Source organism: Mycoplasma amphoriforme A39 (assembly GCA_000723365.1).
GTDB classification, from domain to species: Bacteria; Bacillota_I; Bacilli_A; order Mycoplasmatales; family Mycoplasmoidaceae; genus Mycoplasmoides; species Mycoplasmoides amphoriforme.
Genome location: HG937516.1, coordinates 775,911 through 795,763, shown reverse-complemented (window position 1 = coordinate 795,763; position 19,853 = coordinate 775,911). Strand labels below are relative to the sequence as shown.

General features: G+C 26.9%; 14 protein-coding genes. 4 read left to right on the top strand and 10 right to left on the bottom strand.

Annotation, left to right across the window (positions count from 1 at the left end; all coding sequences use genetic code 4):
- The first annotated feature begins 241 nt into the window (after positions 1-241).
- Both ABDB96_RS02985 and ABDB96_RS02980 read left to right on the top strand, forming a co-directional pair.
- Positions 242-2,266, top strand: a complete 2,025-nt coding sequence (locus tag ABDB96_RS02985; RefSeq protein ID WP_343251309.1) for an MPN337 family protein — start codon at positions 242-244, stop codon at positions 2,264-2,266.
- The gene (locus ABDB96_RS02980; protein WP_343251308.1) at positions 2,259-4,241 is read left to right on the top strand and encodes an MPN338 family protein; all 1,983 of its coding nucleotides are present in this window, start codon (positions 2,259-2,261) and stop codon (positions 4,239-4,241) included. The genes ABDB96_RS02985 and ABDB96_RS02980 overlap by 8 nt, the downstream gene beginning before the upstream one ends.
- A 3-nt stretch (positions 4,242-4,244) precedes the next feature.
- Here ABDB96_RS02980 and ABDB96_RS02975 read toward each other — a convergent pair whose 3' ends face one another.
- The 8 genes from ABDB96_RS02975 to ABDB96_RS02940 form a co-directional block, all read right to left on the bottom strand.
- Positions 4,245-4,556: a NifU family protein gene (locus tag ABDB96_RS02975; RefSeq protein WP_343251307.1), complete on the bottom strand. Its 312-nt coding sequence runs from the start codon at positions 4,554-4,556 to the stop codon at positions 4,245-4,247.
- A gap of 2 nt (positions 4,557-4,558) precedes the next feature.
- On the bottom strand, positions 4,559-5,302 hold the full coding sequence (gene plsY / locus ABDB96_RS02970) for a glycerol-3-phosphate 1-O-acyltransferase PlsY (RefSeq protein ID WP_343251306.1): 744 nt from the start codon (positions 5,300-5,302) through the stop codon (positions 4,559-4,561).
- Between the two features lie 241 nt (positions 5,303-5,543).
- A complete protein-coding gene (locus tag ABDB96_RS02965; protein ID WP_343251305.1) occupies positions 5,544-6,467 on the bottom strand; it encodes a sigma-70 family RNA polymerase sigma factor in 924 nt (307 codons plus the stop codon).
- Positions 6,468-6,595: 128 nt separating this feature from the next.
- Positions 6,596-7,384: a Nif3-like dinuclear metal center hexameric protein gene (locus tag ABDB96_RS02960; RefSeq protein ID WP_343251304.1), complete on the bottom strand. Its 789-nt coding sequence runs from the start codon at positions 7,382-7,384 to the stop codon at positions 6,596-6,598.
- Positions 7,365-8,042, bottom strand: a complete 678-nt coding sequence (locus ABDB96_RS02955; protein WP_343251303.1) for a tRNA (adenine(22)-N(1))-methyltransferase — start codon at positions 8,040-8,042, stop codon at positions 7,365-7,367. The genes ABDB96_RS02960 and ABDB96_RS02955 overlap by 20 nt, the downstream gene beginning before the upstream one ends.
- Positions 8,026-9,786: an RNA polymerase sigma factor gene (locus ABDB96_RS02950; RefSeq protein ID WP_343251302.1), complete on the bottom strand. Its 1,761-nt coding sequence runs from the start codon at positions 9,784-9,786 to the stop codon at positions 8,026-8,028. The genes ABDB96_RS02955 and ABDB96_RS02950 overlap by 17 nt, the downstream gene beginning before the upstream one ends.
- Before the next feature lie 707 nt (positions 9,787-10,493).
- The gene (locus ABDB96_RS02945) at positions 10,494-10,643 is read right to left on the bottom strand and encodes a hypothetical protein (protein WP_343251301.1); all 150 of its coding nucleotides are present in this window, start codon (positions 10,641-10,643) and stop codon (positions 10,494-10,496) included.
- A 1,026-nt stretch (positions 10,644-11,669) separates the two neighbouring features.
- The gene (locus tag ABDB96_RS02940; RefSeq protein ID WP_343251300.1) at positions 11,670-12,344 is read right to left on the bottom strand and encodes a superantigen-like protein SSL4; all 675 of its coding nucleotides are present in this window, start codon (positions 12,342-12,344) and stop codon (positions 11,670-11,672) included.
- A 931-nt stretch (positions 12,345-13,275) separates the two neighbouring features.
- Here ABDB96_RS02940 and ABDB96_RS02935 point away from each other — a divergent pair.
- On the top strand, positions 13,276-13,515 hold the full coding sequence (locus ABDB96_RS02935) for a hypothetical protein (RefSeq protein WP_343251299.1): 240 nt from the start codon (positions 13,276-13,278) through the stop codon (positions 13,513-13,515).
- Between the two features lie 2,478 nt (positions 13,516-15,993).
- On the opposite strand, the gene ABDB96_RS02930 is transcribed toward ABDB96_RS02935, so the two are convergent.
- Both ABDB96_RS02930 and ABDB96_RS02925 read right to left on the bottom strand, forming a co-directional pair.
- Complete coding sequence (locus ABDB96_RS02930; protein ID WP_343251298.1) at positions 15,994-16,356, bottom strand: hypothetical protein; 363 nt, start codon at positions 16,354-16,356, stop codon at positions 15,994-15,996.
- Between the two features lie 225 nt (positions 16,357-16,581).
- Entirely contained in the window at positions 16,582-17,283 is a 702-nt protein-coding gene (locus ABDB96_RS02925; protein WP_343251297.1) for a hypothetical protein, read from the bottom strand.
- 922 nt (positions 17,284-18,205) lie between these two features.
- Between ABDB96_RS02925 and ABDB96_RS02920 the strand changes: the two genes are divergently transcribed.
- Positions 18,206-18,445 (top strand): hypothetical protein, encoded by a 240-nt coding sequence (locus ABDB96_RS02920; protein ID WP_343251296.1) that lies wholly within the window; start codon positions 18,206-18,208, stop codon positions 18,443-18,445.
- The last annotated feature ends 1,408 nt before the right edge of the window (positions 18,446-19,853 follow it).

Sequence of the window (19,853 nt, the reverse complement as noted above, 5' to 3'; positions counted from 1 at the left end):
TTTTATTCATTAGCAAAGTAATTTTTAATAATTAATCTTCAATTCAATTAGATATTAAACAAAATGAGTATTATTTAATCACTTTTTTAAAAAAAGAAAGAAATTACCTATAAAAAATTATATTATTAAAAACAAGAACTAACAAAAAAGCAATACAATTAATAATGTTATATAAGGATCAATTAAACAAAAATGATTTAAATTTTAGTTTAGATTTTCCGGTATTGAATTGAGATTAAAAATGACAACTAAAAATGGATTTATCCACACTTTAAAATTACGAAATTTATATCCGTTTTATATTAAAAAACCAAATAGTATTTTTTTTGAATCTGATTTACGACAATATCAGAATAAAGCTTTGTATAAAGGATTGTTTTCTTCTCTTGAACAAAAAATAGAAAATGATGTAAGCGATGAATCATTAAACGAAATGATTGAAATTCAAACAGTAAACTCCCACTATACGTTAGCCAAAGTCATTAACCACTCGGTTAAAAAGATTGCTTTGATTCTAGGATCAAAAAATTCGGTTGTGTTTAAAGAAATAAAGCGCGATGAACTAAACGAACCGATTTATGTTGCCAAAAAAGAAGAAATATCAGATTTAAAAATTTTGGGGCACAATTTAGCACAAAAACGATATACATATGGAATTGACATTGATCCTAATTCATATTTAAGCGATTTTGTCGAACAAATCCAGATCAGTTATTATCTCGATAAGCAAAATAAAATGATTTCAGGTTCATTTGCATTAAATTGGGGCAATAATGCCAAGAAGAATGCAACGTTTAACGAGATTACTAGAAAAATTTTTGAAAATTTCATGTGCCGGTTTTTCTTTGAAAACGAAGTCAAAAAAAACTCCATTTTTAACATATTGCAATTATTTGAAGATTTAAAAGTTAAAATTAAAAATAATAAACTTTCCTTAGAAAGCAAACTGAAATCCAATTGAAATAACTATATACAAAGAAAATATATTGATGCAAGCGGTACACCAATATCTTCTCCAATCGAACAAGATAATTTATTCAACTCACTGTTCATCTCCCAAATTATTATCTTAATCATTTATGAAGATCTTAAATCTTATTTTAAAAGTAAAGATCCATCATTATTTCTATCATTATTAGACGATCAATTAAAAATTAAAAATCTCCGTCAAACTGTGGATTCTAATCAAGATTTTATTAACTTACTGAAATTTATAAAAACCAAATACGTTTATTTTACCGAAATTAATGTTGAAGATATTGAAACAGCCGATGATGCAATTGAAGCAATTACAAATGTTGCAAATTATGATGAAGATCATTCATTATGAACATCAATTCCTTCTTATGAAATCATCCGGCAAACAGAAACACCATTTTTCGATGATAGTGACGATTTTTTTCAAAGTAACCGACACTTTCATCTATTATTTTTAATGATGATGTATCCTCAATTATTTGGTCTAGAATTAACAAATAGCAATTTTTCTACATATCAAGAAGTTTTAAATTTATTTGAAAATATTGATACCAGTGATGTTCAAATCGATGCAGATATCAAAAATAAAGCCGACAAATTATTGTGTGAAAGAAATTATGATTATTTAACGTTTATTAATAGTGCTTTATCATTTTTAATTGTGAAAAATTATAACCCAGTCACAATTAATAATGAACAAAATCAGATTGTTAGCAAATACGAATTAGATCCAAATTTAAAATTAGTAAATAATTATATTTGAGCCATTATCTTTAGTCAAATTCGGATGTGAAGGCTTTATGAAATTCAATTTTTATCAAAAAAATATCGGGAGGTTGCACCCGTAAAACTGCGAACTTATATTCACGAATTAAATTTACTGAAGTATGATGATAATGACCATTTTTTTGGGCTACGTGAAATCAAAAAAATTATCGATAAAATTGAGACAGGAATTGCTTTTAAAAGTTCGGCAGAATATTTTTTGAGAAAACTTAATAGTGATGATCAACGGTATGGGAAATCAAAAGAGCGTAAATATCTAGCAGTTGGTGTATTAGTTGCCGCCATTTTTGGAATTTTGGATTTTTTTACAACAGTTTTTACAATCTTAACCGTCCAAAAAGATCTGATTAATGCAAGCATTCAGGACCCGCGAAATGTGGCAATTGTAGTCGTTGGTACTTTACTAATCTTTACCTTATTAGCTTTACTAACTTACGGGATTCTTTCGCGGATGATCGAAAGGCGCCAACTGAAAAAAATAGAAGGAAGAAAAGATGTCTAATAAAAAATGAAATAATTTAACAATTCGAAATATTTATCCCTTTTATGTCGACAATATTAACGATAAATTTTTTGTTAGTTTAAATAATCATCCGAATAAAAAATTTGTTAATAAAGTCCTTCCGAAAATTCAAAAAAATTTAGTAGAAGAAGAATTAGAAAAATTTATTGAAATTGATAACTTAACTAAAAACGAAAAGGTTGCTTTAATGTTAAATCTAGCATTAAAAAAAATCGCATCGAAAACCGGAAGTGTGAATAATGACATCTTTAAAGTTCATGAATACGATCGATTTAAAGAACCCCTCTACATCCGTGTTTTAGATGAAGATAAAGAAATTGAGTTGGTTTCAGATAACCAGTCCGAACGACGGTTTAATTTCATTATTGATATTAATCCAACTTCTTATTTATATTCATACATGAAATCGATTCGTTTATCTTTTTATTTAGATGAAGAAACTAAAATTCTTTCTGGAGGATTTTCCTTAACCTTAACTGACCAAACTAGCGACAATTTAAACTTTGAAGAAGTTGTTAACAATGTTTATCTATCTACACTGATTCGTCACTATATCATTAAACAATTATACCCTTTATCGTTGAATAACATTTTAGATTTAATTAGCAATTATGAACTAGTTGCACCTGGCAAAAGCAAAAGAACTCAAAGCAAACCAACCTTTAAAAAAAATAATTTAGAAATTGACTTTAAAAGTGTTACGGCAAATGATTTAAAAGCCAATTGATCAGAATTAATCAAACGAAAATATTTAAAATTTAGCACAAGCCTAACAAAAGAAGAAATGATTGAAAAAACTGATGGCTTGTTTTTTTCGATTTTAATCGGAACCATGATTAACTTATCACTGTATGAAGAATTAAAAATTTATTTTACTAGTCAAAAACCGGAACTAATTTTAAATATTTTAGATAAGCCATCCCAAATCAAAGAAGACCCCAACCAAAATCCTGAACAAGACTTTTTCGAATTAGGACGCTTTTTAAAAGCAAGTTATTTTCGTAACGATATTTTGAAAAAACATAATTTATCAAAATTAAAATCATTCGAAGATGTTTTTAGTGCTATTTCTGAACACCAAACAACCATTGATTATGAATCTTTCAGTCAACCAATACCAATTTTTGACGTACAAATAAGTAATAACGCTCCTTTTGTCTCGTCAAAAAAAATGATTACTGAAGACATGAATACAAGGCTGTTATATCTTTTAACAACTTCACCAGAATTATTCGGAATGGATTTATACTCAAGTTTTTTTATTGATTATGCCCAATTATTAAACGTTCTGGAAAAAAACCGGCTAAATACTAATGTTTCAAATTCTTTCAAAGCAAAAATTGAGGCCTCACGTGCCGAAATTAATAACAACTACGTTACCTATATGTCTGGTGCACCAGCAATTTTATTATTAAAAAACGAAAAAATTGATATTTTTAAAAATTATCTGTGAGCCGAAATTTATGCACAATCAAAAATTTGGATCAAAAATGATATTGAACATGATTTTAATAATCAAAATTTAATAAAAACATCACAGTTTTATCACGATAAAATCAATGCGTTAGAGCGGTTATCGTTTGACTGGTATGATGATTTTTATGGCCTTTCTGAAATTCGGGAAATTGTAAAAAAAATTGATAGCATTAATAATTTGAAAAAATCAATTGATGCTTTGAGTATTAAACTAAAGCAAAACGATTCGCTTGTTAAAAAAGATAGAGAACGAAAAATGATGGTTTATGCGTTTGTAGTCGCATCAATCATTGGCTTTATTAATTTCTTTGGCATGGTATTTACCGTTTTAACAGTTAATGATGTAAATGCTGGATTAACAACGGTTAATTTGGTAATTATTGGGATTGCATCAGCCTTAGCGTTTACGTTGCTATCAATCATTATTTATTTTGTAATCAATTTATATAAATCCAAGGAATTAAAAAACCAGTTATAAAATTTATTTTTTAAAAGGTGAAATTTTATTAATCTGCAAATATGGTTGTTTTTTATCTGTTGGGTTTGCTTCTTGGATAATCTTTACAGATTTAACTTGTGGAATTTCTTCTTTTAAGATGGTTTCCACGCCATCTTTATAAGTAATATCAATTAAAGCACAATTAACGCATGATCCTAAAATTTGAATGTGAACAATACCTTTTTCAAATTTTAAAAACTTTAAATCACCACCGTCTTTTTGAATGTAAAAACGGATGTTATCTAAGACATCTAAAATTTCGGCTTGAATTGCTTTGTTTGTTTTTTTTGCCATATTTAAGAGTGAATTCTTTCAGTAATTTTGCGTTCAGTGCCAGAGCGAAGTCTTTGAATATTACTACGGTGTAATCAAAATACATAACCCGTTAACATAAGGATGAAAACTTCAAAAAAAATAATTGTTGGTCAATCACTTTGGTAAGTTAAAAAATTTAATTGGCCCAAATAAAACCAATGCATGTAAGCAAGTCACGGAATTAAATTTAAAACTGGGAAAACTGCAAAACTAACAAGGGATGCTAGTGATACATATTTAGTTTTAATTGCAATGGTTCATCAGATAATGGCAATAACAATAAACCACCAAACTGATGTCGCTAATAAAAGGCCAACCGTTGTTGCAACCGCTTTCCCGCCTTTGAATTTAAAAAAAATTGGTCAGATATGACCGGCGATTGCTGCAAATGAAGATAGATAAGTTAAAAAATAAATCCGGTTGGCTGGAAACGACTTGATTCCACCATTAACTTCAATATATGCTTGCAATCAGTATTTATAGATGGCTAATGTTATTAAAAACGGTATTAATCCCTTAAAAATATCTAATAAACCAGTAATAACGCCATACTTCATTCCAAAAACACGAATGGAATTAGTCATCCCGGGATTTTTACTGCCATAATGGCGTGGGTTTTTTTTTAGAAAATAACTAAAAAGATCAGAAAACATTACTGAACCGATTAAATATCCGATTATTAATGCAAAAACCACTAATAATAACACAGCTGTTGCTAAACTCATTTACAAATATGTTTCCTAACACTTAATTTACATTATTATATTAACTATGATAAATTATTAAAACGGAAGTTAGTGTTTTATTTGCAATTTCGAATGTACTTTTAAATTTTGCTAATTTCATAAAGTATTCAAAATTCACTTTTTGTTTAATTTTAGCCAAAATCAATTTATGAAAATTTCTTTAAATTAAGGCGTTTTTAAAGAGACACTTACGTTAAAATAGGGGCAAATCGGGATTAAATTAATTTAGCAACCGTTCTGTTAAAAATAACTTTAAGTGATGGCTTTTTGAAAAAATTTTTAATTTTTGTAAAATGTTTCTTTCAACCTGACGGACCCGTTCCCGGGTGATGTGAAATATCTCACCAATTTCTTCTAGTGTCATTGATTGCTCAAAAGGAAATAAACCAAACCGCATTCTAATAATTTGTTCTTCTTTTTTAGATAATGTTTGATCTAGCATTTCATTAATACATTCAAAAAGCATTTTCCTTTCTAAACGTAGATCTGGACGGTTTAAACTTGAGCAATTTTCAAAATCAACCTTTCGATAATTATTATTAAAAATTAAGCGGTCCAAAGAAAAGACCAAAACATCGAATTTACGAAATTGATCAATTTTTTGAGCCGTGTAATCTTTGGTTGAATTACCGTTCATACTTGCAGCAATTTCATCATTGTTTGGTTCACGTCCTAACTGCTCAAGTAATAACCTTTTTACTTTATGTAATTTACTTAAAGTTTCAACAATGTGCACGGGAAGTCGAATCATCCGACTTTGAATTACAGTAGCACGCTGAATGGCTTGACGGATTCATCATACTGCATAGGTGGAAAATTTATTATTGAAATTAGAATCAAATTTATTAATTGCAGTGATTAATCCAAGTGCTCCTTCTTGAACCAGGTCTGCAAAATATACCCCGCGTCCTGAATAAATAGCAGCAACAGAATAAATCATTCTAAGGTGAGAGATAATGAGGTATTTAACTGCTTTTTGCCTCATTTCAAGATCATCGCTTCCTAAAGATTTAACATAATCATCACTATTAAAATGATAATCTTTTAGATAACTAACTAAATTTTTTGAAGGTTGTGAAATGTTTTCATCAATTTCTTCATCCAAATTCTTTTGATCACCAAACTTATCCAAATTTTCTTTCATATTTAGTTTTAAAATGTTTTTTAAAATGTGCAATTTATCAATAAATATGTTTACTTTATAAAAAACTTTAAGATTTTTATTTAATATTTTATTTTTTGACAGAGTATAAATGAAAGTAAGGTAAATAATTAATTAATAATTTGCAAGGTAACAGATGGTGGCATGTCAAAAATTTGATCATTTAGAAAAGGATAAAAGTGTTTAAGTAATAAGTCTTTTATATATTTAATAAAAACCGCTTCAATTTTATGGCCAATATCAATCACCTTAACGCTGTTATTTAAAGCGTGAATTCAATTACTTCATTTCAAATCACCAGTAACAAACAAATCAGATTTTTTGATAATTTGAAGATAATCATAGGCCGCTGAATAAAAAGCTCCTAAACCAATTAAGCAACGTTTGATAACCGGATTTTGTAATAATAACTTTCGATCAACTTTAACATAATCAACATAATGCTGGTTTTTAAATAATTTGATTAATTCTGATAAATTTTGGTTAAATTTAACCTCGCATAATCCTGGGATAAATTTATTTATTGTTCATTTTTTAAAACCAATTGAGTCGCAAAAAGCCTTTACTAAGCCATTTTTATCTACATCAAAATTAGTATGTAATGACAGGAAAACAATTTTATTTAATTTCATGATTTTAATGGTTTTTTTAATGTATGGATCATTTTCGTTGCGAATATTTAAACTTAACGGGTGGTGCGAAATAATTAAATTGACATTATTTTCTAATGCTAAAGTCATCGCTGGTTCATCTAGATCAGCAACAACCAAAACATTGTGCAATTGATTTTTTAAAAAAACTTTGTTGATGATTCCGCTAGCATCTCAAACTAATTGATTTTGTAAAGGATAAAGATCCAAAAGAAAATCAATTACCTCTTTAATTTTGATTGGTTTCATCTTTTAAAAAATTGTAATAAACTCTTAAAATTGATAAATTTTTTTCAGATTGGCATTTTTCTGTAATTTTTTCATACTTGCTAACTTGATTAATAACCCATTCGCGAAAAACAAGATTTTTGGGTCAAAACTTTAAAATAGGTCCTAAATAAAGATCATCAAGGCCATAAACTGCTTTTTGATAATTCTTATTTTCATTACACAAAATTACAACATAAAAATGTTCGTCAACTTTAATAATGCCCTCGTTAAGAATTTCATAGTTATTTTCAAACAGTCATCGTCGCAAAACAACCAGATTTCCTTCCGGCTGAAATAAAAAATATTTAATATTGTTCGCTTGCTTTTTTTTAAGGATTTTAATAATATTTTGTGCACCTAAACCAGCAATGACAACATAATCAATTTTCATTTTCAGATTTAAATCATTCAAACCGTCGTTAATTAGATTAATCGTTTGCTTTTTTAGATTATATTTAGTTAAATTTTTTATGGCACTTTGTAATGGTTCACTTTTTTTATCAATATTGATAACTAAATTAACATCATGATTTTTCAGCAATGTTAACCCTAAATAGCCATGATCACACCCGATATCGACAACAATATCACACGGGCGATTCATAAATGAAATGAGGTAATTAATTTTTTTCGTCATTTCTTAAAAATGATCGTAATTTCGTATTTTTACTTGGATGTTTTAATTTTCGTAGTGCTTTGGCTTCAATTTGCCGAATTCGTTCACGAGTTACCAGAAATTTACTACCAACTTCTTCTAACGTCATCGGGCCATTAAAAGGAGCTAAACCAAAACGCATTCGAATAATTTGTTCTTCCTTACGGCTTAACGTATTATTAAATAGTTCGTTAATATGTTCGACAATAATTTTTTTCTCAGAAAATTCATCAGGTCGATCCATATCAGTATCTTTCACAAAATCAACAAATTGCGACTCATCATCATTGCCAACGGGCTTATCCAAAGAAACCGGATCAATATTAAGTTTTCGAATTTCAACGATTTTTTTAGGAGTAAAACCGTTGGCCTGACCTCCCATTTCTTCAGCGATTTCTTCATTAGTGGGCTCGCGTCCAAGTTTTTGGGTTAAGGATCGTTCTACTTTTCCAAGTTTATTTAACGTTTCAACCATGTGCACAGGAATTCGAATGGTTCTTGCTTGATCGGCAATTGCCCTAGTAATTGCTTGGCGGATCCATCATGTTGCGTAAGTTGAAAACTTATTGCCTAACTTATAATTAAATTTACTAATTGCTTTTATCAAGCCAATAGTACCTTCTTGAATTAAGTCTACAAAATCAAGCCCGCGACTTAAATGTCGTTTGGCAATTGAAGTAACCAAACGCAAATTAGAAGTAACTAATTGATTATATGCATACTGTCGTGTTTCTTCATCATTACTTCCTAACAGTTTAGCAATTCTTAATTCTTCATTATATTCAAGCATTTTAGACGCACCTAAAGTCCCTAAAATAGCTCTAACGTTGTCTTCAACTTTATCTCTTGTCGTAGTTCCTTTAATGGATAATTCTTGAATGTTTTCATCAATTTCAGTTAAGTCTTGATTTTTTCTAAATTCAACTAAGTGTTCTTCGACATCAGGTTCCAAGCGGACACCACGATCACGCAAATCATCAAGGATATGTTCTTCTTCCTTGTCGGTAAAATCGTGTTTTTTAATTATTTTAACAATGTCGGCATTGGATAAATAAGGATTTTTTCGTTGTTTTGAATGGGCTTTGCTTAGCAAAGCATGAATCACAGCATCTAGTTCTTTATCCTGATACTTACTCTTTGATGGTGCTTCAACAATATCACTATAAATGATTTCGTTTCTTTCATCATTAGGCGGGTGTTTTGCCTTACGACCTCGGCGTTTTTTTTCAGGAAATATTTCGTTGCTTGGTGTTATGGAAGTTGAATTTTTTAAAGAATGGTTAGTTTTGGCAGATAACTTAACACTTATTTCTTTTTTAGGAGCAATTAATTTTTTTTTCTTTTTTTTTATTAATTCGTTACTAATTTCATTTGGTTGTTTATCACTGCTATGTTTTGATGCAACCTTTTTGTTAATATGTTTTCTGCTCTTAATTGAATTCTTCTGATCATTAGAGCCAATAAAAACTGTTTTTGTTTCTTTTATGACAACCTTTTTTTTAACCGGTTTGCTTGTTTTAGTTTTTAAAATAGATTTTAATGGTTTTGCGATTGTTTTAGCATCAGGCTTGCCAATTTTTTTTTGGATTTTAACTTTTCCTTTTGAAGCAGGCTTTAATGGTTTTTCTGCTATTTTAATAAGACGTTTATCCACGTTTTTGTGGGTTTTAACTTTTGCCTTATAGCTAGGTTTGGTAGCGGTTTTTGTAATTATTTTTTTATTCATATGTCAAGGGACAAGACTGATCAATCTAAATAGTAGATGGCATTTATTATAACATACTTTGATTATGGAATAACTTATAATGAATAATTTTTAACTGTAAATTTAGACAATGCAAAATCTAATAAGGATAACTGTATATAGAATTGCATAATTTAATTCTTTCTATAGAAAGTTCGATATCGCTTTAAAGAATGATAAAAAATTGTAATATTATTGATCCTTTATTCGCGCTTAAATTAATAACTAGTAGAATTAAATTAGTTTTTTCATTTAATCCGAAACATTAAAATATAAAAATTGGCAAAAATAAGATCTATTTTTTTAACAAGTAAGTGAAAAGTAATCTCTGTCTTAAAAATAATTTGAATTAAGCTTAACAAAATTAATAACAAATCCTACAGTAAAATTCATTTTTGAAATTAACTAGGTTAACTGTAAATTAGATTTAAATATATTTATTTATGTGGAAAAAATTAGATTTAAATATATTTATTTATGTGGAAAATGATGTTAATGCCTTTTCACCTATTTTTGAAAAATCTTGTCTTTAAACCTTCAACGACAATTTGAATTTGCTGATTGAAAAACTTTGATTAATTATCTCTATAGTATTACAGATAATCTTCTTGCCCTAAAGTTTAGAATTATAAAAATAGCAAAATTTTAAAGTTTAATTTTTATTAATTCGGGATTAATCAAAACTCTGACTATCTTAGTCTAAAAACAATAGCAGCAGTACTGTAATCAGCGATCGAAAATTTTAATTCACGTTTAGCGACTTGTAAATAATCATTTTTATTTCAATATTCGTTACCTTTTTTCAAAATAATTGCTATGAGAATTAAAACTGGATCCACGCTGGTTGAGTCCTGTTGTGCAATAACTTAATCCTTATGTATAAATTGGTAATTCAGTTAAAAATCATTTCTTTGAGATAACCGCTTGTTTATTTTATCAAGTGAATTAATTCCGAAAGAAACAACTGATCCTGCAAATTAAGTACTATTTTTAATTACTTACTTTATAGCATCATTTAAAATTGCAATTTATTCTTGTTTGTTAATATTCTTGATTTTACCGGCTGTGCTAATGACACTTGCCTCTTTAGTCGCTCTGTCTATACTTTTACCTTGTTCTTTTACTTTAACGTTTCAGAGCATGTTGATGTAACCCGCATTAACTAATACTATCGCTAATACTAACACGGTTAGTAAGTACTCTTTTTCAATTTTTTCATATTAATTAATTTCCCAGAGTAATAATAATTTGCAAATTTAAATATTACGTGAAATTAATTTTTTATATTTTTGCGTAGTTACAAACTTTATTTTTTGGCAAACCGTTTGTATCAAAATGATCTTTTTTAATAGGATATCTAAAAATAAATAGAATATCAAAACTCCAAAATTACAACGTTTAATTAATTAAAATTTTCACATGATCTAATTCAGATCTGATTTTTAATACAAATTATAAACTAAATAATTAGACTTGATGAAGTTATTTTCATCAATGAATAACCATTTCAAAAGTGCTTCATTTAATAAGTTTATATAATTTAATTTTTAATTAAATTATTTGATTCTATGAACAATTCTACAAATAAAATGGACAAAGATATGTTTAGGTATAACTTTCATCTATCATCAATTTATTAGTAAACACAGAAAATTAATATTTTAAGACAAAAAAACTATGGTGCATTTTTAGGTTTATACCCTTTAATATCAGTTTTCTAATAAAGATAGATTTTGACGTATATTGAATTAAAAAAAGAAAAATTTAAATTTTACTCAATAGTTTTGTTTTTTAATAGTTTTGTTTTTTACAATAATCTAACTGTTTGTTGTTAGTTAAAACAAAAGATCAAACAGTTCTAAATCTTAAATTTCATTGTTATTTTTGGCGAGTTCTGTTGTATTGTCAGATTCTTTACCAGAATTCTTTTCTAGTTTCTTTTTTATTTTCTCTCCTACTTTCTTTGCTAAATGCTTTCCTAGACCCTTTCCTAACTCCTTTGCTAGACCCTTTCCTAACTCCTTTGCTAGACCCTTTCCTAGCTCCTTTGCTAGATCCTTTCCTAACTCCTTTAACCCTCCTTTGCTTGGTTCTTTGCTTGGTTCATTGTTAGATTCGTCACTTTGCTCTTCATTGTCAGATTCGCTGATTTGGTCTTGATTCTCAGATTCGTCGCTTTGCTCTTCATTGTCAGATTGAGGATTATTTCCTCCAAGTGGTTGGGGTTGATTCTCTTGACTCAGTCGAGGAGGCTGTGGGGTTTGTGGACTGTCTGTTCCTGTTTTTTCTGGGGTTTGCGGACTGTCTGTTCCTGTTTTTTCTGGGGTTTGCGGACTGTCTGTTCTTGTTTTTAGTGGGGTTTGTGGACTGTCTGTTCCTGTTTTTGTTGGGGTTTGCGGACTGTCTGTTCCTGTTTTTGTTGGGGTTTTATTCTCTTGATTCGCTTGAGAAGTGCATGCTGACGCAATTACACCAACTAACGGAACTGCTAACGCTAATCCGGTTAATCAAATTTTCCATTTACTTTTAAGTTTTTTCATTGAGTATTTTCTCCTAGGACAATACTTTGCAAATAAAAAATACAAAGAATTTCGTTTTTTGTTTTAAATGGATGGTAATATTTTGTTTATTTTTTTTTTTTTTTGTCAAGTAGCGTTTATTAAAAATTTATGCATTCAAATAAAAAATCTAAAAAAGAATTTTTAGATTAAAATTAAAAAAAATAACAAAAAAAATAAGAATCACCAAGATTAATAAACTAATAAGCTTATAAAAATTCTTTAAATCTTTTCTTTTTTCATACAAACTTACTAAAAGGGAAGTTTTAAAAATCGTTTTTAACAAAATAAATATTATGAAGGTGCCAAGCAAGTATCAAACTAAACTCGATCATAGTCAAATTAAAAATGAAAATGAAATCATTATAAACATTAATCATTAGATCCAAAAGATCCGAACCAATAGGGATTTCCTGTAATAGAAACTACATATTTGTTAATGGTTTTTATAATCAACTAGATTTGGCAAGTAGTAATAAGTCTTTATCAATTTTAATGTTAACTTTAAAATTATTTGACGAATTATAAATTCAAAAAGAATAAAATAATTTACAAAAGATTATCCTTGTTTTCAAATGTTAAAAAATCAAAAATTTTTTGCTCTAGTTTTTCTTTATAAAGATAAAAAAAGAAGTAATTAGTATGACCAAAAATGACAATGATTTGAAATTTAAAAAATTAAGCATTGATCAACTAAAAAACTTGAGAAAAAAGTTAAGAAAACAAATCAAAAAAATTGATAACAATAAAATTGAATTAAAAAAGAAATTGCTAAAACAAATCAAAAAGTCGATAAACTGGACCAAAAAGTTGATAATGGTAATGCTGCGATTCATGCCCTAATGGATTCGTATACCATTGACCTACTGACCTACCACCGCTACCACCGCCAGTGCAAAAACTTGACAAATTAATGAAAAATATTGTTTTAAGTCATATCGATGTTTCTTGAAATCAAAATAAGTTAAAACTATTAATCAAACAAATTTACCAAGACTTTGGTCATCTTAAAAAGAAGAAAGTTGGTTACATTCAGTTTCGAGTAGATGCTAATATGATTAAGTTTGTTGAAAAATACTTAGAAACAATTGAATTTAGTAAGGATTATCAATATTTGATAGATCAGGAAACTGATGAATCTAAACATGTCTAAATAATACTTAGAAAAAAATCTTCTTATTCAAAACTAATTTACTGCTTTTAATTTAGAAGTATTATTTTTTTTAATTAAACTAATTTACAATACATTTATGTAATTTTTAGACCATACGTATGTTAATTTAGTAACAAAATCTTATAATTAAATAAAGGTGATGAATTCAAAAAATTAGTTCTTTAACAAGAAAAGAACTTAACAAAAATATGGATAAATAGATGAATGGTTGATGATGTTCGAGCTGAATTAAAAACAGAAATTAGCTAGAACAAATGCTATTTAATTCTTGTCCTTAAGTTCGCAAAGGATTCTTTGCTAGTTCCATTTTTCTCTTTGTGATGGTATTTGTGCTACGATACATTTAAAATTTTTTTGAATTATTTCTACAGATGCACACTGATACTATCATGCCGACTAACGGAATGATTCGTGCAAACGAAGTTAAAAAAATCTTTTTTAAATTTTGTATATTTTGCAACATTTCATTGATCTTCTGGTTCTATATTGTGCAAATATAGTAAATTTAAAAGAATCTATTGCTTATTTTTTAAAGTTTGGATGATTTTCTGTTTCTTTATAAAATGATTTGCTTGAAAACTTGTACTTTTTAGAGAAAAATTTAAAAAATTAAATTATTCTATATTGATATTAATCTTAATATTGAAAAAATAATATAATCTTTAAATTATAGTTAAAAAACAAAAGCATAAAGTTCAATAAATTAACATTTTTACATAATGAATTTTAGAAATGCATTTTGTCTATATAACACAAATGCAAAATAGTTTTTTAGTTAGTTTTTAGTTGTGAAATAAACGTATAAAGGCATCTATCTTATATAGTAAATCTTTCAAGTTTTATTTTCATTGAATTGTCCGTGCTTGTAAATATGCAACCTTTCACATTAAGAGAACAAAATGTTTCAAAAAAATATAACTATAGAATTGATTAAATTACTTCTGGTCTTAATTTAAAAATATTTAATAAACACTTATATCTTATGATCAATTAATAAATATTTTTCAACAAAACTTAAGAAAGTTTGATGAACATCAACGAATAATTTACGAAAACTCATTATTAAAATTTATTTTTTTGAAAACTCTAACTAATTTTTCAATTTTTTCGCTATATTTATTAATTCAAAGTTTTCTTATTTTCATGAAAGTCTAATGTCTAAAAGTTCAAGAAATTTAAACTGGCTTTTTTACTAAAAAATTAAAAAGCCAATAATATACAAATTATAAATAAAAATATTAAATCTAGTAAACTTACAAAAATCAATTTACAACACAGACCTAAAAATATTTAATTTTTTTAGTTAAATGTTAAATCGCTTGACATGATTCTTATTATCATAAAAAATACCAAAACTTATTAATGTTGCCAAAACATTTTTGCTAACTGTTTCCTATAACATTTTTTCATTTAAAATTTCTATTTAAAATTTTGATGTTTAGCGTTCATTAAATAAACAAAAAACTGAACAATAATATGGGGGGGACCAAATTATAGTTTGAATGTAAATATTTCACAACTTCTTTTATGTTGATTTTTATCTAAATTCAAATAAGTGTACTTAAAAATCAGGATTCAAAACGAACGGGTACCACACCTGCAAATCATTAAGAATACATGCTTCTTTTTAACTAGAAATTCATATTTTAATTAATTTGAAATTTCATTATTAGATAAATATGGATTTTTTCTTTGTTTAAATAAGTTTTGTTTAAAGAAAAATGAATCACACTATCTCTAATTCTTTATGTTAACATTTATTTTTATCGTTACCTTAAGATGTTCCTATAAATAGTTTCATTTGATTTCAAATTGGGCGGAGATTATGATCTAAATTTCCGCCCTAACCTTTCTTTTGGAGATACTTCATTATTACAATTGACATCTTAAAAGGCTCAAAACTCTGAAAATAATCAACATTAGGTGCAAAATTAATACCCATTTATTTTTTGGTGCAACTAGCTTTTTACTAATTGCTTCCTAGTTAATGAGAGACTTATCCATGCTTGATTTTAAATCAGTTACTTTAGAAATTATTCATTTTAACTATATTGTTTTTAACATTACGTACACCAAAAACTACCTTTATTTGTTTTTTTAACAACTGTTTAGTTTAAACTGATGCTTTTATCTTAATTTTAAAATTAAATTTTAAGAATATTTTTACCTTTTAGCAGATTTATCCACATTTGTTTGCGTCTTAAATTTTAATTCATGATTTGCTGTTGGTTAGTTTAGAAATTATTTTTTGTGCATGAAAACAAGAAAGGTAGTTGATTGGAAACCACATTTGCAAAACAAGTAAGCAAATGCTTGTTTATACTAAAAAAGTTTAATGTTACAGACTACCATGCAACTAAATAACTTAATTATTACGCTTTAATAAAAATGATTTATAGAGACCGTTTTATCAGAAAAAGATTATTATCTAATTTTATCTAATTAACTAACTAGAATTTACTTAAGTTGTTGAATCCGACCAAATCATCAATACAAAATCGGAACAAAAATCATACCTGTAATTTTTTCGGGATAATTCGATAAAAAACCAACTTGTTGTTTAAAAATAATGAGAAGTCATCATAACATAAACAATCCAATGATAACAAAAACTATAAACATCACACCAATTTCGACTTTCATTTTTGACGATAAAATAATGGCAACAATAAAACCAATCCAAAAAAAATAAATAACGGTTAGTCATGTTGATACTTGTTTGCCAACTTCATATGGATTTTCAAGTTTTATTTTTGTAAAAATTTTAAATTTATTTCTTGTTTTATTATGTAAATTCAATTTAGAATTACTTTGATTCAATATTAGAAACCTTTCATTAATCATAATCGTAGCATTATCTTAACAGAAAAAACATTTTACAAGTAGTAACTGGTTCTTTCTCTATCTTTTTTCAAAGCAATTTTTATAACAACTAAATTCATATCAGGACTAATTTTGGCACTAACTTCAGCAGTTGTGTCAGCAGGTAAGGCGGTCAGAAACCTATCGGGTCGTGTTAATTGTTCATTAACTTTTTCAAGCGTATTAATTGTTGGTCAAACAATAATAGCAAGTTGAGTTTTGTTTATTTATATAGATATCTATATAGGGATAGAGTAGTCTTTTTAATGCATCCTGAATACTCTTATTATTATATTCTTGATATCCTTTTAATGCATCCTGAATGCTCTTATTATTATATTCTTGATATCCTTTTAATGCATCCTGAATATTCTTACTAATAAATTCTTGGTATCATCCTTTTAATGCATCCTGCATACTCTTACTAATAAATTCTTGGAATTTTAGATATCCATAAATAGTAAAAGTCTTTTCAAATCTGGTATTTTGTATTTCGCCAGTTGCAGAGTAGTAACTGGTTCCTTCTCTGCCTTTTTTCAAAGCAATTTTTATAACAATTGAATTCATATCAGGACCAATTTCGGCACTAACTTCAGCAGTCGTGTCGGTTGTCAAGGCGGTCGGAAACCTATTGGTTAATGGTAATTGTCCATTAACTTTTTCAAGTGTATTAATTGTTGGTCAAACAAGAATAGCAAGTTGAGTTTGGTTTCTGGTGTTTACATTTCTTGCGGCATGACCTAAAATGGCAGTCGCTTTTCGTTTATCAGAATCTTTCTCTTGCTTTCCAACCATAGAGCATGCTGACGCAATTACACCAACTAACGGGACTGCTACCGCTAATCCGGTTAATCAAATTTTCCTTGTACTTTTAAGTTTTTTCATTTAGTTTTTTCTCCTAGGACAATACTTTGCAAATAAAAAATACAAAGAATTTCGTTTTTTGTTTTAAATCGATTGTAATATTTTGTTTGTTTTTCTTTTTTTTGTCAAGTAGTGTTTATTAAAAATTTATGCATTCAAATAAAAAATCTAAAAAAGGATTTTTAGATTGAAATTAAAAAAAATAACAAAAAAATAAGAATCACCAAGATTAATAAACTAATAAGCTTATAAAAAATCTTTCAATCTTTTCTTATTTCATACAAACTTACTAAAAGGTGAAACTTTAAAAATCGTTTTTAAGAAAATAAATATTATGAAGGTGTCAAGTAAGTATCAAACTAAACTTGATCATAGTCAAATTAAAAATGAAAATAAAATCATTATAAATATGAATCATTAGATCCAAAAATAATAGGAATTTCATGCAATAGAAACTACATATTTCTTGACGATTCTTATAATCAACTAGATTTGGCAAGTAATAATAATCTATCTTTATCAGTTTTAATATTAAATTTGGAATTATTTTACAAAATTAAAAATTCAAAAAGAGCAAAACAATTTACAATAAATTATCCTTGTTTTCAACCATTAAAAATAAGAAAGTATAAATTTGTAACTATTCTATATAAGTATCAAAAAGAGCTGATTAGTATAACTAAAAAAGATAATGATTCGAAGTTTCAAAAACTAATTATTGATTAACTAAAAAACTTAATGAAAACGTTAAAATAACAAATAAAAAATTGACAATAATAATATTGAGTAAAAAAGGGAAATTAATAAAACCAATCAAAAGGTCGATAAACTGGACCAAAAAGTTGATCATGGTAATGTTGCAATTAACGCCTGGATTGATTCGTATACCATTTTACCTACTGACCTACCACCGCCTCCACCAGTACAAAAACTTTACAAATTAATGAAAAATATTGTTTTAAGTCATATCGACGCTTCTTGAAATCAACATAAGTTAGAACTATTAATCAAACAAATTTACCAAGACTTTGGTCAACTTAAAAAGAAGAGAGTTGGTTACATTCAGTGTCGAGTAGATGCTAATATGATTAAGTATGTTGAAAAATACTTAGAAACAATTGAATTTAGTAAGGATTATCAATATTTGATAGATCAGGAAATTGATGAATCAAAGCGTATCTAAACAGTATTTAAAAAGCCTTATTTTTTTCAACTAACTTCCCACTTTTTGATATATGTTACTTATTCAAATTTTATTAGTTTCAATATAATTTTTTAATTTACGAAATTAAAGGTACATTGTTATCTAATAAAAATCTGATGATCAAAAATCATGTGAGATTTTAAAAATCGATTTTTAATTAATTAAATATAAGTTGAATTATTTTTACAAAACAAATTGAAACAGTTCATAATGTTCATAAAATTAACAACACTAAAATAAAAACTAAATTATTACCAACGTTTAAAGTAGTTTAAATGTATGATAAATTATTAATTTTTATTAAATTAATTATGAATACTTACTAAAATGTAGTTTTTTTATTTTTCAAAATGAAAAAATACATAAAATTAGAAATAAAGTTTTTTATAAATTTTGAACTTTAAAAATAATGAAAAAGTATTTAACTATTTACATTTATAGAATATTTTTTAAATTTAATTACGTTAATATTTTTAATACAACAATGTAGCAGGCCTTAGTTACAACTTCGAAATCAGTAGGTGTATCAAAAAATTTATTATATTTTTTTAAAGTAATTTGAACATATCGTCCTATCACCAGTTTCTAAATTGCCATACTGAAATCCTCGAGGTTTTGAAAATAATTTATGGAGGTTTGTTTGTCATCCCTTCATATTTCAGTATTAGCAACATTGCCGTCACTGATGCTATTGGAAACATCACTTCCTGTTTGAAATTATTGACGACTGTAATGATTAGATCATGGTTTTAATTTATCAAGTAATTTTTTGACCTTGTTAATTCTGGCCTTCTACAAAGTTTTCTTATTTTGTGACGTCAGAAAACACTAACGCAATCACGCCAACAAATAGAACTACTAATGGTTAAGTGAGTTAAATTCTTTTATTAGATTTTTCACATAGATTAATCTGCATATAATCCTTCACAATCATAAAAAGTTTCAAAAATATACTTTAGTACATGATCAATCGGATAAATTTTCAGTTTTTTTGTCAAGTGCCTTGATTGAAGATTTATGTCTTTTATTAGTAAAAAATGAAAAAAATAAATGGTAAAAATTAAAAAGTTTAACAAATTATCCTTTTAACATGGTAGTTCTTGAAATCTGATTTTGTGTCTTTCATGAAAATGAAAAATATTCGTATTTCTTCAGCTTAGTTTTAGATCGTGAAATAATCATACGAAAAGTAACAATATAAACGTTTGAATTATTATTAATTTTTGTTTACTTTTAAGAACAAAGTAAACTAAGGGAATAAGTAAAAATGATTAAATTTAATTTTTGTGTACCCAAAAACTTATCTTATGGAAAAACTCATATTAAAAAACGAAAAATATAATTTATTTTTAAATTTTTGATTATTTGATCCCTTGCTATAAAAAGA